Raw genomic sequence first — 22,553 nt, 5'->3', positions numbered from 1 at the left:
TCTCTTGCGCGTCTGACGCGAGCTCACCAGGGATCTAGCATCGCGCGAGGGTGCGCGCGTGCTCCGGAACGTTCTCCAGAAAACGCTGCCTCGCCGCCGGATCTTCGATGCGGCCGGCGCGTTCGAGCAGCTCACGCTTCGCTTCGGCGCGCGCCGCGGCCGCTTCCGCCTGGCGTCCGCCGGCCTCGAGCGCGTCGGCGTGCACCAGTCGGATCAGCGCCTCTCCCGCCTCGATGGCGCCCGCAGTCACCCGGCGCATCGCCGCCTCGGCGTGCGCGAGCGCTTCGACCCGATCCCCGAGCGCGAGGCGCGCGGCTGCCAGGATGCCTTGAGCCAGAGGCTCGATGGGCGGCGCGACTCGGCTCACCAACTCGAGCGCTTCCCTCGCGACCCGCTCCGCCTCGGCAAAGTCGCCAGCCAGGAGCGCGATCTCGGCGAGGTAGGTCAGCGCAGCGCCCTCCAGTCGGCGATCGCTCTGCGCGCGGAAGACTGCGAGCGACCTCTCCTCGGTGCTCTTGGCCTCGTCGAAGCGACCCAGCCGAGCGTACACCAAGCCCAAGTTGTGCCACGACGCAGCCTTCACGTGCTCGAGGCCCAGCTGCTCCGCCCGCTCGAGCGCTTCCTTCAGGGTCGCTTCGGCCTCGTGGTAGCTGCCGAGCTCCATCTGGGCGAAGCCGATGCTCCCGGACTCGTTGAGCGCACGCCGGGCGTCTCCCGCCTCTTCGAAGTGCTGCCGCGCCGCGAGCTCCTCGCGGAGGTAGGTCGAGAAGTCGCCGCGATACAGCGCGGCGAGCGCGCGAAACACGCGGCTCTGGGCCCGGGTTCCGGGCTCCACGTCGACGCCGGCGCGTTCGGCGTGAGCCGCTGCGCTTGCCAGCTCCTCGGCCAGCGCGCCGTGCCCGGACAAGAGGCAGAACAGAGCGGTGCGCACCAGTGCGTAGGCGAGGGCGTCGCTCGGAGCGTCTCGCACCGAGCGTCCCAGCAGCGAGCGCCCCAGGCTCGGCAGCGCGTCGCCGCGACCGAGTCGCTGGAGCAGGAGCGCCTGCTCGGCGACTCCGTGGCACCAACGGGGCGTGCCGCTGGGGAGGAGCGCGAGGCCTGCTTCGAGAGCCGAGAGCGCGGCTTCGAGCTCGCCGCCCCAGCGCAGCGCCTCCGACTCCGTGAGCAAGAGCGCCCCGAGCAACGGACCGCTGGCGCCTGCGCTCTTGCCGCGAGTGACGAAGCTCAGGGCCTTGGAGAAGTCGTTGGCGTCGAGCGCGGCCACGGCGGCGCGTTGCCACCACGGCACGGCGCTCGTGGCGCTGCCGCCCTGCTCGTGGTGCTCGGCCACGAGTCGCGCGTCGCGCTCGCCGTGCTGCTCGAGCCAGGCGGCGGCGAGCCGGTGACCGAGCGTGCGATCCTCGTCGGTGAGCGTCGCGTGCGCCGCCTCACGCAAGAGGTCGTGGGAGAAAGCGTACTCGGGCTCCCCGGCAAAACGCGTCTCCAGCGCGGGCACCAGCAGCTCTCGCTCCGAGAGCATCGAGAGCCAGGTCGAGATGCGCGGAGCCCCGAGGTCCGCGACCAGCGCCTCGAGCGCACCCCGCCAGAAGCGCATGCCGAACACGCTCGCCGCTCGGAGCAAGCGCCGCCCCTCGGGTTCGACGGCGTCGAGGCGAGCCCGCACCATCGCGAGCACGCTGCCCGGCGCCGCGGCGCGGCCGTCGGCGTGGGCGCGGACCAGCTCCTCCAGGTACAGCGGGTTTCCGGCTGCCCGCTCGACCAGCGAACCGAGCTCGGCGTCGCCCACCTCGGGCAGGGCGAGGCGGGCGAGCTCGTGGGCGGCCTTGCGGGAGAGCGGGCCCACCCGCACTTCCTGCACGTCGCGCTCCGCCCACAGGTTGGGCAGGGCGGAAGACACCTCCGGCCGCCCGACGCCGAGCACCAGGAACGGCAGCTCCGTCGCTCGGCGCAGCGCCGCGTCGACGAGCTTCACCGAGGGCAGATCGCCCCAGTGCAGGTCGTCCAGGATCAAGACGAGCGGCCGCGTCCGGGCCGCGTGGAACACCAGAGCCTCGAACGCGCGCCGGATCTGATCGCCCATCAAGATCGGATCTTGGCGCGCGGCGCGCAGCTCGCGGCTGTGCTCTTCGGGGAGCGGCAGACCCGAGAGCTCCGCCAGGAACTCCGTGACCCGGTCGCGCTCCGCAGGCGGCACCCAGCGCGCCACCTTGGCGGCGAGAGCAGCCCGGCTCTGCTCGGGCGTGGGGCGTGCCAGCTCGAACGCGTTTTGTAGAGCGTCGGCCAAGAGCGCGAAGGGCGTCCCGGCGCGCAGGAGATCACCGCGCCCGAGCCAGACTTCGGAGTCGCCCAGATCGGCGCTGAGCTCCTGCCGAATGCGGCTCTTGCCGATGCCCCCGGGTCCCGTGAGCAGCACCACCCGGGCGATGGGCTCGCTCCGGCACTCCTCCCAGGTCGCACGCAGCGCCTCCAGCTCTCGCTGTCTGCCGAGACAAGGGGTTGCCCTACCCAGGAGCATGCGATGCGAGCGCGGAGCGTCGCGCTCGGCGCCCAAGGTCGGACCGCGGGGGGAGTCGTGGACGACGAAGCGCGACGACAAGAGCCCCGCCAGGGTCTCGTCCAAGAGGATGCCGGTCTCGCGGCCCGAGCCCAAGAGCGCCACGGCCCTGTCCACGGCGCGGGCGACCGGCAGGTGCTCGCGATCGCTGCTCTGTCCGGCGACGACGACGAGGGCGATGTCCGGCGCTTCCCGCTGAAGCGCGAGGGCGGCGCGACCCGCCCGCACCGCGATTCCGCTCGGCTCGCCGCGTCCGGAGAAGGTGGCGACGAAGCTCCGCGCGCCGAGCGGTTCGAAGCGTCCGCCGAGCTCTTCCGCCAGCCTGGCCCGTTGCCGGTTCTGCGCCTCGAGCTCCTCCAGGACCAGCGTCCGATCGGCCGCCAGATCTCCGCTGTCTCCCACGACCGCGCAGAGCAACGCCCGCTCGTCGCCGGTCAGCGCCGGGGGACGCAGGCTGGGCGTGGCGACGGGGACGACGGCGGTCTCGTCGAAGCCGCCGAGCAGGGCGCAGAGCTCGTTGCCGTCGCGTGGGCGCTCCCCGCGCTCTCTGGCCAGCGTCCGAGCTAGGAGCAGCTCGAGCTCCTTAGGGACGTCGCTCCTCAGCGTTCGGACGCGGGGCGCATCTTCGAGCACGATCTTCGCCAGCACTGCCAGGGGTTGATCCGCGTGGAACGGCGACTCGCCGGTCAAACACTCGAAGAGGACCGCCCCGAGCGCGAACACGTCGGCGCGCGCGTCCACGTCGATCTCGCCCCGAACCTGTTCGGGCGCCATGTAGCCGATGGTGCCGAGGGGTGTCCCGGTGCGCGTCATGCGCGCCCGGGGGCTCGGGGCCAGCGCGACTCCGAAGTCGAGCACCTTCACCTGGTCGTGACGTCCGGAGACCAACAAGAGGTTCTCCGGCTTCACGTCCCGGTGCACGATCCCCTGGAGGTGCGCGGCGCCCAGCGCCTCGGCCACCCGGCGCGCGAGCGCGACGCTCTCGCTCACGTCCAGCCGACCAGCCAGCAGGCGCTCGCGCAGCGACACGCCTTCGACCCACTCCATGGCGATGTAGGCCGGCTCTCCGTCGCTACCGTCCCCGTGGCCGAAGTAGCGCACGATGCACGGGTGCTGGAGCGACGCCAGGACCTCGGCCTCGCGGCGAAAGCGCGCTCCATGTGGCGAGCGCTGCGCCAGGAGCTTCAGCGCGACGGCCTGTCCGCTCACGCGATCGATGGCTCGGTAGACGCTTCCCATGCCGCCGCTGCCGGCGAGGGACTGGATCTCGAAGCGCCCTCCGATGACGCTACCGGCCTGGATCATCGAGCTCCGAGACGCGCCACTCCTTCGCCAAGCTGAGCAAGCGCACGTTGTCGGGGACGTGCTCGAGGAAGCAGTCCTGAAGGGCCGGATCCGCGAGCCGAGCCGCCTCTTCCGCCAGGCGCTCGCGCGCCTTCTGCACGACGTTCCGGGCAGCCTCGCGCTGGCCGCTCGCGTCCAGCGCTTCGGCTCGGGCCCGATGGATGGCGTGCTCGCCGAACTCGGTGCCCGCCGAGCTGAGCAGCGCGTCGGCCTCGTTGGCCAGCTCGAGCGCCTCCCGCGCGTCGCCGAGCCCGAGCCGAGCGCGCGAGAGAGTGGCGAGCGCGGCGGGGACGAGGGGCGGCGCGGCGCTCTTCAACACCTCGAGGGCTCGACTGCCGGCGTCGAGGGCGCGCGCGTTGTCGCCGTGCAAGAGGTGGATCATGGCCAGGGCGAGCTCGGCGCCGCCGGCCATGCGCTGATCGCGGTCGCGGAAGGCATCCAGGGCTTGCTGCTCCAGGCGGATTGCCTCGTCGAAGTGCCCCAGGTGAGCCAGCGCGAGCCCGAGGTTGTGCCGAGCGCCGGCCAGCGCGTGCCAGAGCCCGAGTCGCTCTGCGCTGGCGATGGCCTGGCGGAGCGTCTTCTCCGCCTCGGCGTGAGCGCCGAGCTCCATCTGCATGCTGCCGATGCTGATGCTCTGCTCGAGGGCCAGGCGCACGTCGCCGACCTCGCTGTAGCGTGCGTGGGCGGTTCGGGCCTCGGAGAGATAGCGCGCCGGGCTGCCGTCGAGCAAGGCCTCCACCGCCCGGAACGCATGGATGTAGGCGGAGGTGACCGGGCCCGCGATCGGCGCAGCGCGTTCCGCGAGCTCGACCAGGCTGCGGGCGCGCGCACGCTCGCCAAAGCGGATCAACGCCAGCGCCGCCCGCACGCGGGCCAGAGCCAGCGCATCCGTGGCGTCGTCGTCGGGTGCGGCGGACTCGAGCTCGAACGCCGTCGCCACGAGCTCGACGCTCTGCCCGAGTCGCTGCAAGATGAGCGAGCGCTCCCCGACGGCGTTGCACCAACCCAGGCTGCCTGGAGCGAAGCTCGCGAGAGCGCGGTCGACCACCGGCAGCGACTCGGCGACCCGGCCTGCGAGGCGAAGCGCCTCGCCGCGGCAGAGCTCGAGCTCGGCGGCCTCCTGGCCGATCACGCCGGACGCGAGCCCCCGCTCCGCGCGGGTGATCGCCGCGTCGAAATCGCAGGCGTCCAGGGCCGCACGGGCGGCCAGGCCCCAGAACCGGGCGGCCCGCTCCGGCGTTCCCGCGCGCTCGAAGTGCTCGGCGAGCAGCGTGCCATCGAACACTCCGCTGCGCTCCAGGTGCTCGGCCGCCAGCCGGTGACCCAGGGCGCGGTCCTCGTCCGTGAGCATGGCGTAGGCGGCGTCTCGGACCAGCGCGTGCCGGAACGTGTACTCGCTGTCACCGGCGACCGGCTCGGCGCGGCGGGTCACGACCTCGCGCTGCTCGAGGGTGGACAACCACTCGCCGATCTCGCCAGCCATGGCGTCACCGCCCACGAGCGCGGTGATGCCGTTGCCGGTGAACGTCTGACCGAACACGCTGGCCGCGCGCAGCACTCGCCGTGCTTCGGGCTCCATCCCCTCGATGCGCTCCTTGACCATGCCGAGCACCGTGTCGGGCAGCGCGTCGCGCCTCCCCTCGGCCCGCGCGCGGATCAGCTCCTCCAGATAGAAGGCGTTGCCGGCGGCGCGTTGCGTGAGGTCGCCGAGCGTGGCCTCGTCCACGTCGCCCAGCGTCTCTTTGACCAGGCTCTCGGCGGCGCGCCGGGTCAAGGCTCCGATGCGGACCTCCTGGACGTTGCGATCCTGCCACAGCGCCGGAAAGCTCTCGTGCACGTCGGGACGGGCGATGGCCAGCACCGTCCAGGGAAGCTCCGGTAGGTTCCTCAGCGCGGAGTCGATGACCTTGACGGTGGCGGCGTCACCCCACTGAAAGTCCTCCAGGACGAGCAGCACCGGGTTCTTGCCGCACTCGAGCGCGAGGAAGTCCTCCGCCGCCCGGCGCACCTGATCGCCCATCAAGAGCGGGTCCTGACGCGCGGCTTGGAGCGCGATGGACTCCGGAAAAGGCACGCCGACGAGCTCGCCCAGGAACTCCCCGATGCGTTCGCCGTCAGCCGCCGGGCCGAGGCGGCCGACGTGGTCCGAGAGCTTCGCGCGCTGCGCCTCCCGCGGGTCACCCTCGCCGATCCCCAGCGCTTTGCGCAGCGCCTGGGCGAGGATGCCGAACGGCGCACCCGCGCGCATCGGATCACCGCGGCCGAGCCACACGCGGAGCTCCGGGTGTCGCTCGTCCAGCTGCCGCATCAGCTCGTAGCGGACGCGGCTCTTGCCCGCCCCCGCGGGGCCGGTCACGAGCACGACCTGCGACAGCGGCGCGCCGATGCTCTCCTCCAAGATGGCGTGCAGGGTGCGTAGCTCGCGGTCCCGGCCGACGCACGGCGTCTCTCTGCCGAGGAGCAGGCGCGCGGGGCGCTCCTTGTGGGTGACCTCGACCAGCGTGAAGCTGCCGCGTTCTCCCGCGACCTCGAAGCGCGCGGGTAGGAGCCCCCGGGTGACGTCGTCCAGGGCGATGACGCCCGATCGCGCGGACGAGCGCGCGGCTCGCTCGACCACGTCGCCCTCCGCCAGGCCGCCGGCCACCGTCGCCCAACCGGTGGCGATGCCGATGGCGAAGCTCGAATCGACTGCCGAGAGCTCGAGCGCGGTGCTCGCGGCCCGCGCCGCTTGGTCGCTGGCGACGCCGCTGCCTGCGGAGGTGAGCACGTAGGACCCGTCGGCGAGGGACTCGGAGCGGAGCTTCGCCCGCGCCGCCAGGCCGAGCACGCGCCGGTCCAGGTCTCGGTGCGACGTCGCGTCGGGCACTCTCGCCAGGAGCACGCTGACCAGCTCCCGCTCGCGCTCCGTGATGGCGAGGGTGTTCCCCGCGATGGGCGCCCGCAGCGTGGGGCGGGAGCCACCGACGCCGTTCAGGGCCTCGAGCACGGCGTCCGCAGACGCCGGCCGCTCGTCAGGGTCCTTGGCCAGGAGCTGGCTCACCAAGTCCTCCAGCGGGAGCGGTGTCTCCGGCACCAGGTCCCGAAGGCGCGGCGCGCTGGCGACCACGATCTTGGCCAGCACCGCCAAGTAGCTCTCCGCGCCGAACGCCGGCCTGCCGCTGATGCACTCGAACAAGATCGCGCCGAGCGCGAACAGATCCGCTCGGCCGTCCACCTCGGTGGTGCCGCGGGCCTGTTCGGGCGCCATGTAGCCCATGGTTCCGGCAGGCCCCTCCCACTGGGCGGTGGTCTCGGTGCGGTCGCCGCGGTGGCGGGCCAGGCCGAAGTCCAAGAGCTTCGCCTGCCCCGCGCTGCCGTCGATCAGGAGCAGGTTGGCGGGGCTCAGATCGCAGTGCACGATGCCCTGGGCGTGGGCGTGGGCGAGGGCCCCGGCGACGCGCCGCGCCAGATCGATGCACTCCTCCAACGGCAGCGGCCCCCGCTCCAGGCGGGCGCGCAGGTTCTCGCCCTCCAGCCACTCCATCGCCAGGTAGTGCTCGCCGCCGGGAATGCTGCCGTGGGCGACGTAACGCACGATGGCTGGGTGGCTGAGCAGCGCCACCGCGCGGGCCTCGCGGAAGAAGCGCTGCTCGCCCTCGCGAGCCACCCGCACGTGCTTCAGCGCCACGGGCTCGCCGGTCTGGCGATCCAGTGCGCGGTACACGTCCCCCATCCCGCCTTCACCCACGAAGGCCTGGACCTCGAACCGAGCCGCGATGACGTCGCCGAGCTTCAAGACGCTCGAGGTGGCGTAGCCTCGGGACCGTCCGGCCGCCAGGGGGCGGCGTTCGGAATCAGAAACCGTAGACCACGAGCGCCGCGGCGGAGGCGATGCGCTCGAGCGTCGACACGTCGCTGGCACGGAAGGCGTGCCCGACCCGACCGAGCTCGATGATGGCCATGAGGTCGCGCCCGACGCTGATCGGGACCATGGCTACGCCCCCGAGGTCCGGCGGAGCACCCAGCCGGCTCGCGACCGCGCGCTCAGCTTCCCCCGCGCTGGGCGGGCCGACGAACAGGCCGCCCAGTCGTGCCAGGCGCACCGCCGGGTCTTCCGGGAGCGGGGCCCCCAAGAGCCCCGTCATGCCCACGCCGCGGACGCAGGTCGTGATGGCGCGCTGGTCGTGGTGGAAAGCCCGGTGCACTAGGCCGAAGCTCGCGCTGGTCGCGGCGAAGCACTCGTGCAGCGCGAGCGAGAGCACCTCGGCGGCGTCCCGGGCCAGCGAGAAGCGCTCGATCAGGTGGCCGTGGCTCTGGCTGGGGACCGGGCGGACCCTGAGCGCATCGGTGCCCGTTCGCTGGACTGCCCGGACCTCGCGGATCTCGTCGAGGCGGCGCCAGGTGCGCCAGGTGAGCTCGCGCACCAGGCAGTCTTCGGGGATACGCCGGTGGAAGACGCCGCGCTGGAGCAGGTCGGTCCGCACCGGGCCCACCGTGACCTCACCGTTCGTCACGAACCAGAGCGGGGGCGGACGTTGCGGGCGCGATGTCTTCTTCGTCGGGGAAACGACCACGGGGAGCCTCCTTGGCCGGTGGAGCCGGCGCGGCGAAATTGTGGCGTGTCCAGCTGCTGTCGGGCCAACATCGCTGCGCTCAGACTCGGCGCTCCTGCCAGCGCCCCCGCGCGAAGGCGGCGGCGAGCCAGAGCGTGCGCGTGACCCAGTCGGCGGCGCTCGCCAGCCAGAGCGCCCGCACTCCGAGCTCGAGCTCCAGGCCGAGCCAGACGGCCAGCCCCACGCGCACGAGGGCTCCGCCGACCACCGCCGAGTAGAGCGGCGACATCGTGTCCCCGGCGCCGCGGAGCGACGCCGAGAGCACCACCGCCGCCGCCATGAAAGGCTGAGACAGTGCGAGCAGGGGCAACGCGCTCTGGCTCGTGGCGACCAGCGCGCTGCCGTCTTGCCCGGTCGGAACGAACGCCCCGAGCAGCACCGGGCCGGCAGCCCAGATGCCCAGGCCCAGGCTGCTGAGCGCCGCCGCACAGAGCGCAGAGCCGAGCCAGCCCGCGCGGGTCGCGCTCCCCTTCGCACCGCGGCCCAGCGCCTGGCCGACCAGCGCCGACGCTGCGACTCCGAAGCCGTCCGCGCTGAGGAAGCAGATCGACTCCAGGGTGATCAAAGCCTGGTTGCTGGCCATGACCAGCGGGCCGAGCCGGGTCACGACGCTCGTGTAGGCGAGGTAGCCGGCGTGGATCGCGATGCGCTCGAGCACCGCCGGTCCCCCGAGCCGAAACAGATCACGGCGCGCCGCGCGCTCGGTCGCGCCCCCCGAGCGCCACGGCCGGACGACGCGCACCGGCGAGCTCGCTCGCGACAGGACCCAGCTGAGGAGCGACGCCTCCAGCGTGAACGCCAACACCGAGCCGATGGCGGAGCCGGTGACCCCCAAGGCTGGGACTCGGCCGAGTGGCCCCAGATCGGCGCCGAAGATCAGGACGACGTTGGCGACGACGTTCACGCCGTTCGTGAGCAAGCCCACCACGAACGGCGTGCGGGTGTTGCCGGCGGCGTTCAGCACCAGAGCTGCGGTCCAGGCGACGAACATCGGTGGAAAGGCGAAGATCGCCACCACCAGGTAGCGGCGCGAGAGCTCCCGCACGACGTCGTTCTTCGGCCCCAGCCCCACGACGATGGGCTCGACGAGAGCGAGGCACGCGAGGGTGACCAGCACGCCGACCACGAAGGCAACGCGCAGCGAAGCGTGGGCGGCGCCTTCGGCCCGCGCTCGATCGCCCGCGCCCACCGAGCGAGCGACCAGGGGGACCGTGCCCACGAGCACTCCGCCGAACACGCTGAACAGCGACCACAGGACCGGCCCCTGCACCTGCATGCTGGCCAGTGCATCCTGGCTGAAGCGGCCGAGCAGCAGGCGGTCGGCGAGGAAGACCGCGGTCTGCAGGAAGCCCACCATGACGGCGGGCCAGGCGAGCCGGAACAGCTCCCTCGCCACCTCGAACGTGGAGCTCTGCTCCGGTGCGGCGCGCATCGGCGGCGCTGCTCACTCGCCGCACATGATGCGCACGTACTGCTGGATCTCCGCGCGCGCGTCCTCGGCGAGCTCGGTGAACTCGAAGCCCGTGGCGTGTCCGCCCCGGCCGGCGCGCGTCCAGCGAGACACCGCCGGGGTCTCCGCGATCCGCCCGGTCGCCGGCAGCGCGAAGCGGATGCGCATCACCTCGCCGACGGTGATCGGCCGCTCGCCCAGGAACTGCAGCCCACCCTCCGACATCTCCTCCAGGCGCCCGTCCACACGCTCGCCGCTCGAGCTGGTGAGCCTCGCCAGCGTGCTGTAAGGCGCGCGTGTGTGCTTGCGGCGGGTCGCCGGCACGCCACCGGGGTCGGCGAGCGAAGGCGCCGTGGCCGAGACCGGGATCGAGGGGCGCGGCTGTCCGAGCACGCGCACGCTGTCCATCGGCATTCGCGTGGAAGCGCGCAGCGCGTCGCCGAGCTCGCGCGCACTGGCGAAGCGCTCTGCCGGGTCGCGGTGCGTGGCCCGCTCGACCGCGGCGACCAAGGCGTCCGGTAGATCGGGGCGCAGCTCGCGGAGGGGAGCCCGGGGCGTTTCGGCGTCCGGCCCGTGGGGTATGCCGCCGGTGAGACACTCGTAGAGCGTCGCTCCGAGCCCGAACAAGTCCGCCTGGTGATCGGCGGCCTCGGGCGTCAGGAGCAGCTCGGGTGCCGCGTAGTCCTCGGAGCCGACCGGCGCGATGCTGGCGATGGCGTCCTCGACGCCGTCGACCTTGGCGACGCCGAAGTCGAGGAGCGTGATCTCTCGGCCCGGCTGGCGCGACACGAACAGCGTCCCGGGCCTGACGTCGCGGTGGACGACGCCGCTCTCGTGGCAGAGCTCCAGGGCATCGGCCACGGCCGCACCGATCTTGGTGACCTCGTCGGCTCCCAGCTTGCCTCGAGCGATGAGCAGACCTGCGAGGGTGCGCCCCTCGAGCAGCTCGAGCACCAGGTAGTGCCCGGCGGCGTGCTCGCCGGCGTCGAGCAACTCGATCACTCCGGGGGCGCGCACCCGCGAGAGGGCCTCGAGCTCGCGGGCCATCCGCGCGGCGCCCTTGGGGTTGTTCGGATGGGGGACCTTGACGGCGACCTCCCGTTTGGTGAGGCGATGAGTGGCGGCGAACACGTCCGCTCCGCCACCGCTCGCGCGCAGGCTCTTGAGCAAGTAGCGGCCTCCGATCACCTCGGTTCGCGCTTCCGGGCTCACGCTCGGCTCCCCTTCGGCGTTGCCAGCTTGCCCGGACGGGCGCCGGTCAGGCGATCGGCTTCGAGCACGATCTCGCCCGCGACCAACGTGGCGAGGTAACCCTCGGCTCGTTGCACCAAGCGGCGCCCGCCCGCGGGGAGGTCGAACACCATCTCCGGTCGCGCCAGGCCGAGCCGGTCGAAGTCGATGACGTTGAGGTCGGCGCGCTGGCCAAGAGCGATTTCGCCGCGGTCCGAGAGCCCCACGTAGCGCGCGGTGTCGCGCCCGAGCATCTGCACGACTCGCTCCAGGGGTAACCGGTCACTTTGGCGATCGCGCGCCCAGTGCGTCAAGAGGAACGTGGAGAAGCTGGCGTCGCAGACCGTGCCGACGTGCGCGCCGCCGTCGCTGAGCCCCGGCAACGCCAGCGGGTGCGTGAGCATGCTGCGAACGTTGTCCAAACTCATCTCCGTGTAGTTGTAGATGGGGAAGTAGAGCAGCGCCTTGCCGTCGTCTTCGAGCAATGCGTCGTACACTGCCTCGAGGGTGGACACGTTGCGGGCGAAGGCCTCCGCGGCGATGGACTCGCCGACAGCAGGCTCGTAGTTGGGCCGCGAGCCCAGGCGAAAGAGGCGCATGGCGACCACGTCCATCATTTCCAAGAGCTTGTCGGCCAGCGGGGGGATCGGGCTGCCGTCCCCCGCGACGGGCTCGTGCTTCTCGGTCAAGAGTCGCGCGCGCACGGCCGGATCGGCGAGCTGTCGCACTCGCTCGCCGAGGGGCAGGTGCGCGATGCGCTTGTAGGAAGGGAAACCCATGAAGGGATGGAAAGTGGCCTCGAACCCGAGCAGCACGCCGATACCCCGCGCGCCCGCCTGCACCCGCATCGGCACGCCGCGCGCGTGCGCGCGCTCCACGCGCTCCAGGATGCGGCGCCACTGGTTCGGTGCTTGATCGCGCTGCATCAGCGAGACCGATGTCGGGCGCCCGCCGGCGGCCTCGGCCATGCGTTCGAGCACGTCGAACTCGGCGTCGAAGCGCTCGTCGCCCACGTTCATGTCGAAATCCGAGACGGCCTGTAGGACGCCGCTCTCGCGCCCGGCGAAAGCCCGAGCGATGCCGGCGAGCTCCCGAGCCTCCGCCTCCGAGGCGGGTGTCGCGCCGCCGTCGGCTGCGCGGTGGTTGTCCGAACGCCCCGTGGAGAAGCCGATGGCGCCGGCGTCGAGGGCCTGCTTCACGAGCTCGCGCATCGAGGCGATCTCGTCTTCGTTCGCCGCTTCACCGGCGATTGCCCGATCGCCCATCACGTAGACCCTGAGGGCGTCGTGGGGGATCTGCAGACCGAAGTCGATGGCGTGGGGGCGTGCGTCGAGGGCCCGCATGTACTCCGGGAAGCTCTCCCACTCCCAGTTGATGCCCTCCGAGAGCGCGCTGCCGGGGATGTCCTCCACGCCCTCCATCAGCGCGATCAGCCGGGCGCGGTCACGCTCCCGCACCGGCGCGAAGCCGACGCCGCAGTTGCCGAGGACCACGGTGGTCACGCCGTGCAGGCTCGACGGGGAGAGCTCTTCGTCCCAGGAGATCTGGCCGTCGTAGTGGCAGTGAATGTCGGTGAAGCCGGGCGTCACCAGCGCACCGGACGCGTCGATGACGCGCCGAGCGTTGCCGCCGATACGCCCGATCTCGGCGATGCGGCCGGCACGAATGCCGATGTCCGCCGAGTAGGCTGCACTCCCGCTGCCGTCGACGACGGTTCCGCCGCGCACCACGAGGTCGAAGGTCATACGACGGACGTTAGAGCATTTATCCCCCCCTGCGCCCCTCCAAACGGCCTCAGCTCTCGGGGGCGCCCCCGCTCAGGGTCCGCTGGACCGAGGCGAAATACGTGAGCTCGTTCACGTCGAACGGTTTGTCGAGCACCGCGACCACGCCGAGCTGTCGCGCGAACTGGTGCAGGGCTTCGTCGCCGAAGGCGGTCACCAACACCACGGGACAGCGGACGGAGACTCGCCGGAGCGCGGTCAGCACGTCCAACCCGCTGAAGCCGGGCATGCGCACGTCGGTGACGAGCAGATCCACGCCGCGGATGCTCCCGTCCGAGCCCAGGTGGTCGGCGCAGTAGTCGAGGAGCTTCGCTCCGTCTTCGAGCGCGGTCACGGCGAAGCCCTCCCGGCGCAATACGCTCGACAAGAGCTCGCGGAGCTCGCGGTCGTCTTCCGCCAGTAGGACGTGGAACGGGACGGATTCGGGCAAGGCGCTCTCCACGGCTCAGGTACGCAGTAACACCGAGCAGCGCACGCCCATTCCCGCCGCGGGGCAGGGTGGAAACTCGTCGAAATGCGCTAACATCACCCGACGTGGACGCCGTTCGTATCGACCGCTGGCTCTGCGCGGCGCGCGTCTTCAAGTCGCGCACTCAGGCCACGGACGCTTGCGCGGGCGGTCACGTGCGGGTGAACGGGGCGTCGGCGCGGGCGAGTCACCCGGTCCGGGTCGGCGATCGGATCGGCGCGCTGGCCCCCCGTGGCGAGGTCGTGCTCGAGGTGTTGGCCCTGGCCGACAAGCGTCTCTCCCCACCCGCCGCGCGGGCGCTGTACGTTGACCACTCGCCGCCGCCCCCGCCGCGGGAGGAGCGCGTGGCGGTCCGCGATCGCGGTGCTGGGCGCCCCACGAAGGCCGAGCGCCGCGCGCTGGAGCGCTTCCGGGACGGCTGAGTCTCGACTCGGGCAGTGAGGGTCAGTGATCTTCAGCGGAGGGTGGCGCCGCTGCTGCCGCGCCGGCCGAGGCCGCCAGCTGAGGGATGAAGCGCAGCGGGGTCGCCATGAAGCGCGCGTTCGGGTTCGGCGCTGGCGGCGGCGGAGCCGCGGCCCCTTCCTCTTCGTCCTCGGCGGACTCGTGGGTCGGTGCTGCAGGCGGCGGAGCGGCAGGGGCGGGCGGTGGCTCGACGCGCCGGGGCTCCTCGGGCGGGCTCGGCGGCGGCGCGACCGGGACCGGCGCGAGCACCGGGGTGGTGGGCGGCGGAGCCGCCGCCGGCCGGCGCGGCGTCGAGCCGGCCCGATCGGCACCCGTGGCCAGCGCGTTCGCCGGCGCCGGTCCTTCGATCACGTTGACGCTCTTGGGGCTTCCGCCGAACGACAGCGTCTTCGGGGTCACCAGCACCACGATCAGCACGTACAGGAGTGACGACGCGATCAGCGCGACGCACGGCGTCCAGCGCCACGTCACGAAGGAGGTCAGGAGCTTCAGCGCGCGCACGACGGAACCCTCGGCGGCAGTCTACGGGGCGGCGGACGCGCGCACCAGGCCCGGAGGGACTCGGCCGAAATTGCGGGCCTTTCTCAGCCGCCGCTGAAGGCGTCCTCGGCATCGGCCGAGGGCGGCGTCGCGTCGAGCCGGTCGTCCAGGTAGCCCTCGGGTAGGCTGACGTCCTGCGTGCCCGACGCCTTGCCGCGCGGCACGCGCATCGCGGAGGGCGGGAACGGCTGCGAGCGATCCACCGTCCCGACGATGGCCGCGAGATCCGCATAGCTCTGGATGTGCATCATCCGTTCGCGCAGCTCGGCGCTGCCGCGGAAGCCCTTGGTGTACCAGGTCGTGTGCCGGCGAAAGGCCCGCATGGCCGCGCGCTCGCCGATCCAGTCCGCGAGCAGCCGGGCGTGCTCCAGCATGACGTCGACGACCTCGCCGAGGTTGGGCGGATTGTCCGGCTCGCGACCGTCGAAGACCGCCACGAGATCGCGGAACAGCCAGGGTCGGCCCAGGCAGCCGCGGCCGACGATGACGCCGTCGCAGCCGGTGGTCCGCATCATGCGCAGTGCGTCCTCGGCCTCCCAGATGTCGCCGTTGCCGAGCACGGGGATCTTGACGTGCTGCTTGAGCTCGGCGATGGCCTCCCAGCGCGCCTGTCCGTCGTAGAGCTGAGCCGCCGTGCGGGCGTGGAGCCCCACCGCCGCGCAGCCCGTCTCCTCGCCGATGCGACCCGCGTCGAGGTAGGTGAGCAGACCGTCGTGGACGCCCATGCGGAACTTGATCGTGACCGGGACCTCCCCGGCCGAGTCCACCGCCGCCTTCACGATGCCCCTGAGCAGGTTCGGCTTCACTGGGATGGCCGCGCCGCCTCCTTTGCGAGTGACCTTGCGCACCGGACAGCCGAAGTTCATGTCGATGTGATCGACCCGCCCTTCGCCCACCAGGCGCTTCACCGCTTCGCCCACGTAATAGGGGTCCACGCCGTAGAGCTGCAGGCTGCGAGGGCTCTCGTCCGGGCCGAAGTCCGCGAGCTTGAGCGTCTTGTCGCGGCCCTCGACCAGCGGGCGGGCGGTGATCATCTCGCTCACGTAGAGCCCCGCCCCGAAGCGACGGCACAGCGCGCGAAACGGGTAGTTGGTGACGCCGGCCATGGGCGCGAGCACCACCGGCGGCCACACCCGGAGCTGACCGATGCGGAGCTCCGCGATCTCGCCCGGGCGCGCCGGCGGGACGTCGCGGTTGATCTCACTTCGGTAGACGGGATCCATCGATCACAAGAGCGACAGCTGGCGCGGACGAACGCGGTTCCACACCAGCTCTTCGGCCTGATCCAGCCACTCGGCTCGGTGCTCGGGGTCGAGCCGGGTCGCCTCGAGGCCGCGCTCGGCGAGCTCGCGGGTCAGGCGATCGTCCACCTTGCGCTGGAACTCTGGGTCGGTGGTGCGGAAGCCGTCGGCGCTCGGCTCGTCCACCACGGGGACCTGAACCAGGAGGTCGTAGGTCTTCATCCAGTAGCTCACCAGGAGCTCGAGGCCCTCCTGGGGCCCCGCCGCGAGCAGGAGGTACACGTAGTTGTCGAGCGCGCTGCGGTCGCAGATCACGACGGGATAGCGCTGGGCGGCCACCACTTCCTCCGCGATCTGGCTGTGCAGGATCCAGGACTCGCTGGCCACGCCGGTTTCCTCGTTGATGGGCAGGGGACAGCGGCGAGCGACCTCGTGGATCACCTCGAGCACGACATCCCGGGCCTTGAGCCGCGCGGCCAGGCCGTAACACAGCGTGGTCTTGCCCACGCCGTGGCTACCGACGAACGCGACCTTGAGCTTCTGCGTCTCGGTCACCCTCACTCCCAGCCTTCGTCGGTCGGATCCGGGTCGCTCGCGGCGGGGGCCTGCGGCGGGCGCACCGCCGGGATGCGGGCGGTGGACTTGCGCTCGGGCGGTCCCGGCTTCGAGCGGTACGCCTCCTCGGGCAGGTCCACCTTCAGCACGCGTGGCGTGTTGCGGCGGTGGACGTCCGGGGCTTGCTGCTCCACGTCGGGAAGCGTCCTCCTCGCGTGCAGCTCCGCGCTGCGCTTCGAGTCGGTCGATGCCGCCGGCCGGGGCGGAACGCTCTTGCGCCGCGAGGCGGCAGCGATCGGGCGCCGGGCGGAGCTCACCGGGGACTCGGAGGCCGGAACGGGCGCCACCATCGCGGGTACGCTGGGGGTGGCGGGCGGCCGCGAGTGCGGCACCGCCGACAGCGGCACATGCGTGACGCGGCCCTGGGCCTTGCGCAGGCGCAGCTCGTCGTCGCGCCGGGTGTCGAACACGACCAGTGGCGCCAGCGCTTCGGGGTTCGCGGTCGCCCAGTCCGCCAGCTCCGCCAGCGGGACGGCCACCGAGATGGTCCGAAGCCGTTCGAAGTGCTTGCCCACGTCCACCCGGATGTCGATCTCGGTCGCCAGCCCGAAGTCCCGGAGGACGATGTCCAGGGCTCCCTCCACCCAGGCGCCGTGCGAGAGGCGCGCGAGGACCTCCAGGATCCTGTGCGCGCCGCGCCCCGGCTTGGCGACGCGCGCCATCTTGTCCAAGAGCTTCAGCACCTGCTCCCGAGGCGAGCTCGTGCCCGGCGCAAACGCCCGTTCGATGAGCTCGGGGTCCAGCTCGTCGCAGCTCTTGAAATCGAGCGAAAGGGGTTTTGCGTTGGCCATCGGGCCGGACAGGGGGGCCAGGATCGAAGAAACACCGCCGTGCGTCAACCGCATCGCCGCCGCGAGCCCGAAGGCTCAGCCGCGAATGCCGCTCTTCTTGGACGCGAGCAACGCCTTGACGGCTTGGCGGGCCAGCGCAGGCGCGCTGAACATGCTCTTGGCGAGGGAGCGCGCGAGCGCGAGCGGCGTGGACCCGTGAGCCTCGATGGCCACGCGCTCACCGCTCGTCACCTCTTCGATGGCCCCGCGAGCGATGGTGCGGGAGCCGTCGGAACGGATCTCGACGATCATCCGCGCGACCACTGGCGGCTCGCCCGGGCGCTCGGCCAGCGTCGTCGTCTTGCGCTCGCCGCCGGCGTCGCTCTCTTCATCCGAGCTCATCGGCGTCCGGCCGGTCCCTTCACGCTCTCCTCTGCGCTCTCGTCGTCGCCTCGTAGAGAGTAGCCTCCGAGGGGCTGCATCGCCGGATCCGGCTTGCGCTTGAGCGGCGGCTTCTGCGGCGGCGTGGGGACCGACTGCGCGGGGATCCCCGCGGGGGGCGACGGGCGGGACATGGCGATGGCGTTCTGCAGCTCCTCGCCGGGCGGCGCCGTCATGCGCTCGCCGATGTTCTCGCCCGTACCCTCCTCGGCCGGCGGCACCGGGTCGGTGGAGCGCACCGCCAGGTGCGGCACGGCGGGCTGAGTGCGGCGCGCGTCTTGCGGCGACACCAGCGGGCGCGGAGGCGCGATTCGGCCCGGGGCGACCCGGCTGAGCTCGGACAGGTAGCGGTCGCGCTCCTTCGTGACGTCGGCCAGCGCTTGCTGCGCCGCGTCGCGCTGCTGTTGGAGGCGGCGCAGCACCTCGCGCGAGCGGTCCCGCTCTGCCAAGAGCTTCTCGACGTTGCGGTCCATCTCGGTCACCACGACGGGGCGGACGCTGGGCATGATTGGAGTCGCGTCGCCCAGGCCCGGGCTCGTGCGTCGCACGCCGCCGGACGGCGGCGCGGTCTCCTGCGTCTGTCGCATCAGCTTCTCGATGCGAGCGAAGGCCTCCTCCCGATCCCGGACCAGCCGCTCCACCGCCGCTTCGTGTTCCTCCAGCAAGCCGGCCAGGAAACGATCCTGCTCCTGGATCAAGAACTCGCGGTCGCTCCGCGCGTCCGCCAGCTGCTGCTCCAGCAGCGAGACCTGGTTCATGAAGACGAGGCGCTGCTCGTTGCTCGCGGCCAGCATCTCGCGGACGCGGTGCAGCTCCGACGCCAGCTGGTCGTTGGCCTCGCGAGCGCCGCTCACGCCCTGCGTGACCTGTTGGATGGCTCGGTAGAGCGCACCCAGGGTCGCTTCTGCGCGCGTGCTCGCAGCGAGCGCGGCCTCCACCGTCTGCTCGTGGCTAGTCGGACCCCGAGTCTCGACCTCCGGCCCTTCTCGGGCGGCAGCCGGCTCCTCCTCCGCGCTCTCGGCTGGCGACAAACCCGGCGAGGTGGCCATGGCGCCCAGGATAGCCCATGGGGGCGCCTTTCAAAGCCCCGCCCGCGCGGCCGGCCCCGAGGCCGCCCGGCGAGGCTCCTAGCGCGACCCCGAGCTGCTACGATGCCGCGTCATGAAGCGGTCTTCGGCCGTCGCTCTGCTCGCGCTGGCTCTGGCGCTCGGGTGCGACTCGCCCCAGCCCAAGCCGGGCCCTGCCGCGTCGGCGCCTCCGCCCGCGCCGGCGGGCAGTGACGTGCCCTCGATCATGATCGTCCCCACCCCGGGCAAGCCTGCGACCTTTGCCTCCAGCGACGGCGCGGCCCTGGCCGGGGAGCTGTTCGTCTCGCCGGAGCCCAATGCGCCGGCGCTGATCCTGATCCACCGGTTGAGCGGGGATCGCGCCGAGCTCGCGCCGCTGGTCCAGCGCATGGTGATCGCCCCGAAACGCTTCAGCATCTTGAGCTTCGACCTGCGCGGCCACGGCGGGTCGAAGGCGCCGCCGAAGGCCAAGCTCGGGGACAACAAGGATCTGGTCAAGGACGTCGAAGCTGCCATCGCTCACGTCACGGAGGCGACCGCGCCTCGGGCGATCGTCCTGGTCGGGACCTCCATCGGCGCGGCGCTGGTCAGCCAGGTCGCGTTCGGGGCGGCCAAGGTGACCGCGCTCGGCCTGGTGTCTCCGGGGGAGAGCATCAGCGGTCACCCGCTCTACCGGCCGTACGCGGAGGTGCGGAACCTGCCGACGTTCCTCGCGGGGGCCAAGGACGACACCGTCAGCAAACCCGCACTGGAAGCCCTCGAGAAGATGGCGATGAGCGGCACCGTGAAGCGCTACGACGGCTCCCGACACTCTGCGCAGTTCTTGGCCGAGGAGCACCCAGAGCTCTGGGCCGACCTCGAGAGCTGGCTCTTGGGCGTGTTCGCCGAGGAGCCGCGGGAGCGGCGCTCCCTGTACGTGGCGCCGGGCAAGGAGCCGAAGAAGCCCGCGCCGGGCGGACAGCCGAAGAAGCCGGGGGGCCCAGGCTGATGGCGCGCGTGCTGTTGGTCGAAGACTCCGGCGCGACCCGCGCCTTCGTGCGCGGCGCGCTCGCGAACGTCGAGGCCGGAGACGTGCCGCTCGAGGTGGTGGAGGCAGAGAGCGGGTTCGAGGCCCTGAGGCTCCTACCGCGCGGTCCGTGGAACCTGGTGATTACCGACGTCAACATGCCCGACATCAACGGCCTGGAGCTACTCAGCTTCATCCGCTCGAGCGAACGTCACCGCTCCACGCCGGTGCTGCTCATGTCGACGCAGACCTCGGAGCGCGACCGCGAGCGTGGGCTCGCGCTCGGGGCGGTCGGATACCTCGCCAAGCCGTTCAGCCCCGAGCAGCTCCGAGACGAGGCGTTGCGTCACTTGAGCCGGGCGGAGGGCGAGAGCGGTCATGGCTGACGCCGGGGATCGCGCGCGCGAGGAGTTCTTCACCGAAGCCCAGGAGATCGTCGAGACCTTCTCCAGAAACCTGCTCTCACTGGACGCGACGCTGAAGGTGGGCGGCGACGACCCTGCGCTGGTGAACGAGGCGTTTCGCGCGGTCCACACCTTGAAGGGCCTGGCCGGGTTGTTCGGCGCGTCCAGGATGGGGATGCTGTCGCACCGGCTCGAAGACGTGCTCGACGCGCTGCGCCTCGGCCGCATGCAGCTCAGCGCTCAGGTCCTCGACACTCTGTTCGCCGCCGTGGACGTCTACGCCCAGATCCTCGCGGTCGAGAAGAGCGGCCTCGACGCGCCGCTCGGCGCCGTGGACGAGCTGTGCGCCCGCCTCGACTTGCTCGGGTCCGGCAGCGCGGCTCAGGCGAACCTCGTGGTGGAGTACGAGCTCGACCCCGGATTGCTCGCGGTGCTGACCGAATACGAGGAGCACCGCCTGCGCACCAACATCGAGCACGGGCTCGGGCTTTACCGGCTGCGCGTGCAGTTCGACCTCAGCACCATCGACCGGGCGCTCGAGGAGATCAAGGAGCGCGCGAAGCGTCACGGCGAGATCATCACCTACCTCCCCACTGGCGAGTCACCGAGCCCCGAAACCATCGAGCTCGATCTGCTGATGGCGTCTCGGGACGACCTGGCCACGCTGATCGGCACGCTGGGCGCCGACAACGTGGTGATCGAGGAGGTGCCGCGGCGCCGCAGGCCGTCATTGGCGGCCGGAACGGTGCCGCCGCCGGCCCTGGGCGGGACCCTGGTCTCGCTGGCGCCGCGGGGTCCGGCGGTCGAGCCCTCGCCTGAGGAGGACCACCCGCCGCTCGAGCCGGCCGCTTCGCTCAAGGCGGTCACCCAGACCGTGCGCGTGGACATCAAGAAGCTCGACCACCTGATGAACATCGTGGGCGAGCTCAGCATCGTGCGCGGCGTGCTCTCACGCCTGTCGGACCGCGCACGCTCCGACGGCCAGCGCCAGCTCGCGAGCGAGATCATGCGGCTGCACCGCAGCTTCGACCGCCGCCTGGGCGAGCTGCGCGACGCCATCCTCGAGGTCCGCATGGTGCCGCTCGGGCAGGTGTTCGATCGCCTCGCGCGCGTCGTGCGTCAAATCAGCAGGGACGTGGGCAAGGAGATTCGCCTGGTCATCACCGGCGCCGAAACCGAGATCGACAAGCTGATCGTGGAGGAGCTCAGCGACCCGCTGATGCACATGATCCGCAACGCCATCGATCACGGCATAGAGCAAGCCGAGGAGCGCGAGAAGGTCGGCAAGCCCGCCGCGGGCACGATCGCGCTGAACGCCTATCAGAAGGGCAACCACGTCATGATCGAGATCGAGGACGACGGCGGAGGCATCGACGAAGAAGCCCTGCTGGAGAAGGCGGTCGCGTTCGGGCGCATCAGCCGCGCGGACGCCGGCGAGCTGTCTCGACAGGAGCTCCTGGGGCTGATCTTCACCCCGGGCGTCAGCACGCGAGAGCGCGCGGGGGACCTGAGCGGGCGGGGCGTCGGCATGGACGTGGTGAAGACCAACCTGGGCAAGATCGGCGGCGTCATCGACGTGCACAGCGAGCGCGGCATCGGCACGAAGATGACCATCACGCTGCCCATCACGCTGGCCATCGTGAGCGCGCTCCTGGTGCGCGTGGCCGGGCAGGTGTTCGCGATCGCGGTGAGCAGCGTCTCCGAAGCCATAGTCTTCGAGAGACGAGGCGTCCGCAGGGTGGACGGGCGCGAGGTCATCTCTCTGCGCGGCGCGACGCTGCCGATCTGTCGCCTGGCAGAGCACCTGGACCTGCCGCCTCCCGACGAGGACAGCGCTCGTCGCTTCGTGGTGGTGACCGCCCTCGGTCCGCGGCGGCTGGGGCTCGTGGTGGACGCCGTGCTCGGGCAGGAGGACATCGTGATCAAGCCGCTCGGCCCTTCGCTCGCGGACGTGCGCGGCTTGGCCGGGGCGACGGAGCTCGGCGATCAGCGGGTCGGGCTGGTGCTCGATTCCGCGTCGCTGATCGAGGAGGTGCTGTCGACCGGCGAGGCCGGCGTCTCGGAGGTAGCCGTCCGTGGCTGATCTGGTCAAGGCTGGCGGGCGAGGCCTGCAGCGCCGCGCGCACGCCGGGCCGGTGCGCGAGTTCCTGGCGCTCGCCCTGGGGGGCGAGCAATACGGCGTCGAGCTGACGGCCATCCGCGAGATCTTGAGCCCGCCGCCGGTGACCTTCGTGCCGCGCGCGCCGAGCTCGGTGCTCGGCGTGTGCAGCGTGCGCGGCCTCCTCGTCACGGTGGTCGACCTCAGGCGCCGCCTGGGGCTGGGGCAAGCGGTCTCGACGCGCCGAACGCGCATTCTTCTGACCACGGGCCCCTCGGACGAAGTGTTCGGCGTTCTGGTCGACGAAGTGAGACAAGTGGTGCGGCTGTCGGAGGCCGAGCTCGAGCTGTCGGGGAGCGTGCTCGGTGACGACGTCGCCGAGCACGTGCTCGGCATCGGGCGGCCGAAGCCCGGGGACGACGTGATCATCCTGCTCGACCTGGGACGGATCGTGGGTCACTTGCCGGAGGGCAGCTGATGGCTGGA

Annotated in this window: 18 protein-coding genes; 5 read left to right on the top strand and 13 right to left on the bottom strand. The window is 71.8% G+C overall.

Annotated features, from left to right (window positions below; all coding sequences use genetic code 11):
- Positions 1–34: 34 nt before the first annotated feature.
- From HS104_26295 to HS104_26265, 7 genes are all read right to left on the bottom strand, one after another.
- The gene (locus tag HS104_26295) at positions 35–3,859 is read right to left on the bottom strand and encodes a protein kinase (protein MBE7483476.1); all 3,825 of its coding nucleotides are present in this window, start codon (positions 3,857–3,859) and stop codon (positions 35–37) included.
- Positions 3,843–7,673, bottom strand: a complete 3,831-nt coding sequence (locus tag HS104_26290) for a protein kinase (GenBank protein MBE7483475.1) — start codon at positions 7,671–7,673, stop codon at positions 3,843–3,845. The genes HS104_26295 and HS104_26290 overlap by 17 nt, the downstream gene beginning before the upstream one ends.
- Positions 7,674–7,731: 58 nt before the next feature.
- On the bottom strand, positions 7,732–8,451 hold the full coding sequence (locus tag HS104_26285; protein ID MBE7483474.1) for a hypothetical protein: 720 nt from the start codon (positions 8,449–8,451) through the stop codon (positions 7,732–7,734).
- Between the two features lie 79 nt (positions 8,452–8,530).
- Complete coding sequence (locus tag HS104_26280; protein ID MBE7483473.1) at positions 8,531–9,922, bottom strand: MATE family efflux transporter; 1,392 nt, start codon at positions 9,920–9,922, stop codon at positions 8,531–8,533.
- 12 nt (positions 9,923–9,934) lie between these two features.
- Positions 9,935–11,152: a protein kinase gene (locus tag HS104_26275; protein MBE7483472.1), complete on the bottom strand. Its 1,218-nt coding sequence runs from the start codon at positions 11,150–11,152 to the stop codon at positions 9,935–9,937.
- The gene (locus HS104_26270) at positions 11,149–12,915 is read right to left on the bottom strand and encodes an amidohydrolase family protein (GenBank protein ID MBE7483471.1); all 1,767 of its coding nucleotides are present in this window, start codon (positions 12,913–12,915) and stop codon (positions 11,149–11,151) included. Before HS104_26270 ends, HS104_26275 begins: the two co-directional genes overlap by 4 nt.
- Positions 12,916–12,964: 49 nt before the next feature.
- The gene (locus HS104_26265) at positions 12,965–13,396 is read right to left on the bottom strand and encodes a response regulator (GenBank protein ID MBE7483470.1); all 432 of its coding nucleotides are present in this window, start codon (positions 13,394–13,396) and stop codon (positions 12,965–12,967) included.
- A 92-nt stretch (positions 13,397–13,488) separates the two neighbouring features.
- Between HS104_26265 and HS104_26260 the strand changes: the two genes are divergently transcribed.
- On the top strand, positions 13,489–13,845 hold the full coding sequence (locus HS104_26260; GenBank protein MBE7483469.1) for an RNA-binding S4 domain-containing protein: 357 nt from the start codon (positions 13,489–13,491) through the stop codon (positions 13,843–13,845).
- Between the two features lie 22 nt (positions 13,846–13,867).
- Here the strand turns inward: HS104_26260 and HS104_26255 are convergent, their stop codons facing one another.
- The 6 genes from HS104_26255 to HS104_26230 all read right to left on the bottom strand — a co-directional run bounded on the left by HS104_26255 (position 13,868) and on the right by HS104_26230 (position 18,541).
- The gene (locus HS104_26255; protein MBE7483468.1) at positions 13,868–14,386 is read right to left on the bottom strand and encodes a hypothetical protein; all 519 of its coding nucleotides are present in this window, start codon (positions 14,384–14,386) and stop codon (positions 13,868–13,870) included.
- 83 nt (positions 14,387–14,469) lie between these two features.
- Positions 14,470–15,648 carry a tRNA dihydrouridine synthase DusB gene (gene dusB, locus HS104_26250; protein MBE7483467.1) on the bottom strand — a complete coding sequence of 393 codons (1,179 nt, stop codon included), beginning with the start codon at positions 15,646–15,648 and terminating at the stop codon, positions 14,470–14,472.
- A gap of 3 nt (positions 15,649–15,651) precedes the next feature.
- A complete protein-coding gene (locus tag HS104_26245; GenBank protein MBE7483466.1) occupies positions 15,652–16,221 on the bottom strand; it encodes an ATP-binding protein in 570 nt (189 codons plus the stop codon).
- Positions 16,222–16,223: 2 nt separating this feature from the next.
- Positions 16,224–17,072: a hypothetical protein gene (locus tag HS104_26240; GenBank protein MBE7483465.1), complete on the bottom strand. Its 849-nt coding sequence runs from the start codon at positions 17,070–17,072 to the stop codon at positions 16,224–16,226.
- A 75-nt stretch (positions 17,073–17,147) separates the two neighbouring features.
- Entirely contained in the window at positions 17,148–17,453 is a 306-nt protein-coding gene (locus HS104_26235) for a hypothetical protein (protein ID MBE7483464.1), read from the bottom strand.
- The gene (locus HS104_26230) at positions 17,450–18,541 is read right to left on the bottom strand and encodes a hypothetical protein (GenBank protein MBE7483463.1); all 1,092 of its coding nucleotides are present in this window, start codon (positions 18,539–18,541) and stop codon (positions 17,450–17,452) included. The genes HS104_26235 and HS104_26230 overlap by 4 nt, the downstream gene beginning before the upstream one ends.
- Before the next feature lie 112 nt (positions 18,542–18,653).
- On the opposite strand from HS104_26230, the gene HS104_26225 reads away from it, so the two are divergent.
- The 4 genes from HS104_26225 to HS104_26210 are packed head-to-tail and all read left to right on the top strand — an operon-like array spanning position 18,654 to position 22,545.
- Positions 18,654–19,547 carry an alpha/beta fold hydrolase gene (locus HS104_26225; protein MBE7483462.1) on the top strand — a complete coding sequence of 298 codons (894 nt, stop codon included), beginning with the start codon at positions 18,654–18,656 and terminating at the stop codon, positions 19,545–19,547.
- Entirely contained in the window at positions 19,547–19,951 is a 405-nt protein-coding gene (locus HS104_26220) for a response regulator (protein ID MBE7483461.1), read from the top strand. Before HS104_26225 ends, HS104_26220 begins: the two co-directional genes overlap by 1 nt.
- Positions 19,944–22,052 carry a chemotaxis protein CheA gene (locus tag HS104_26215; protein ID MBE7483460.1) on the top strand — a complete coding sequence of 703 codons (2,109 nt, stop codon included), beginning with the start codon at positions 19,944–19,946 and terminating at the stop codon, positions 22,050–22,052. The genes HS104_26220 and HS104_26215 overlap by 8 nt, the downstream gene beginning before the upstream one ends.
- On the top strand, positions 22,045–22,545 hold the full coding sequence (locus HS104_26210) for a purine-binding chemotaxis protein CheW (GenBank protein MBE7483459.1): 501 nt from the start codon (positions 22,045–22,047) through the stop codon (positions 22,543–22,545). Before HS104_26215 ends, HS104_26210 begins: the two co-directional genes overlap by 8 nt.
- Positions 22,546–22,553: the final 8 nt, after the last annotated feature.

The sequence above is a fragment of the Polyangiaceae bacterium genome (assembly GCA_015075635.1).
Taxonomy (GTDB): Bacteria; Myxococcota_A; Polyangia; order Polyangiales; family Polyangiaceae; genus JADJKB01.
Note: the sequence above shows the minus strand (reverse complement) of the source record. Positions and strands in the feature narration are given on the sequence as shown.

Excerpts from the sequence above, each read along its gene's own strand:
- HS104_26295 (MBE7483476.1), bottom strand. The coding sequence starts at position 3,859 with ATGATCCAGGCCGGTAGCGTCATCGGAGGGCGCTTCGAGATCCAGTCC.
- HS104_26280 (MBE7483473.1), bottom strand. The coding sequence starts at position 9,922 with ATGCGCGCCGCACCGGAGCAGAGCTCCACGTTCGAGGTGGCGAGGGAG.
- HS104_26270 (MBE7483471.1), bottom strand. The coding sequence starts at position 12,915 with ATGACCTTCGACCTCGTGGTGCGCGGCGGAACCGTCGTCGACGGCAGC.
- dusB (MBE7483467.1), bottom strand. The coding sequence starts at position 15,648 with ATGGATCCCGTCTACCGAAGTGAGATCAACCGCGACGTCCCGCCGGCG.
- HS104_26240 (MBE7483465.1), bottom strand. The coding sequence starts at position 17,072 with ATGGCCAACGCAAAACCCCTTTCGCTCGATTTCAAGAGCTGCGACGAG.
- HS104_26235 (MBE7483464.1), bottom strand. The coding sequence starts at position 17,453 with ATGAGCTCGGATGAAGAGAGCGACGCCGGCGGCGAGCGCAAGACGACG.
- HS104_26230 (MBE7483463.1), bottom strand. The coding sequence starts at position 18,541 with ATGGCCACCTCGCCGGGTTTGTCGCCAGCCGAGAGCGCGGAGGAGGAG.
- HS104_26225 (MBE7483462.1), top strand. The coding sequence starts at position 18,654 with ATGAAGCGGTCTTCGGCCGTCGCTCTGCTCGCGCTGGCTCTGGCGCTC.
- HS104_26220 (MBE7483461.1), top strand. The coding sequence starts at position 19,547 with ATGGCGCGCGTGCTGTTGGTCGAAGACTCCGGCGCGACCCGCGCCTTC.
- HS104_26215 (MBE7483460.1), top strand. The coding sequence starts at position 19,944 with ATGGCTGACGCCGGGGATCGCGCGCGCGAGGAGTTCTTCACCGAAGCC.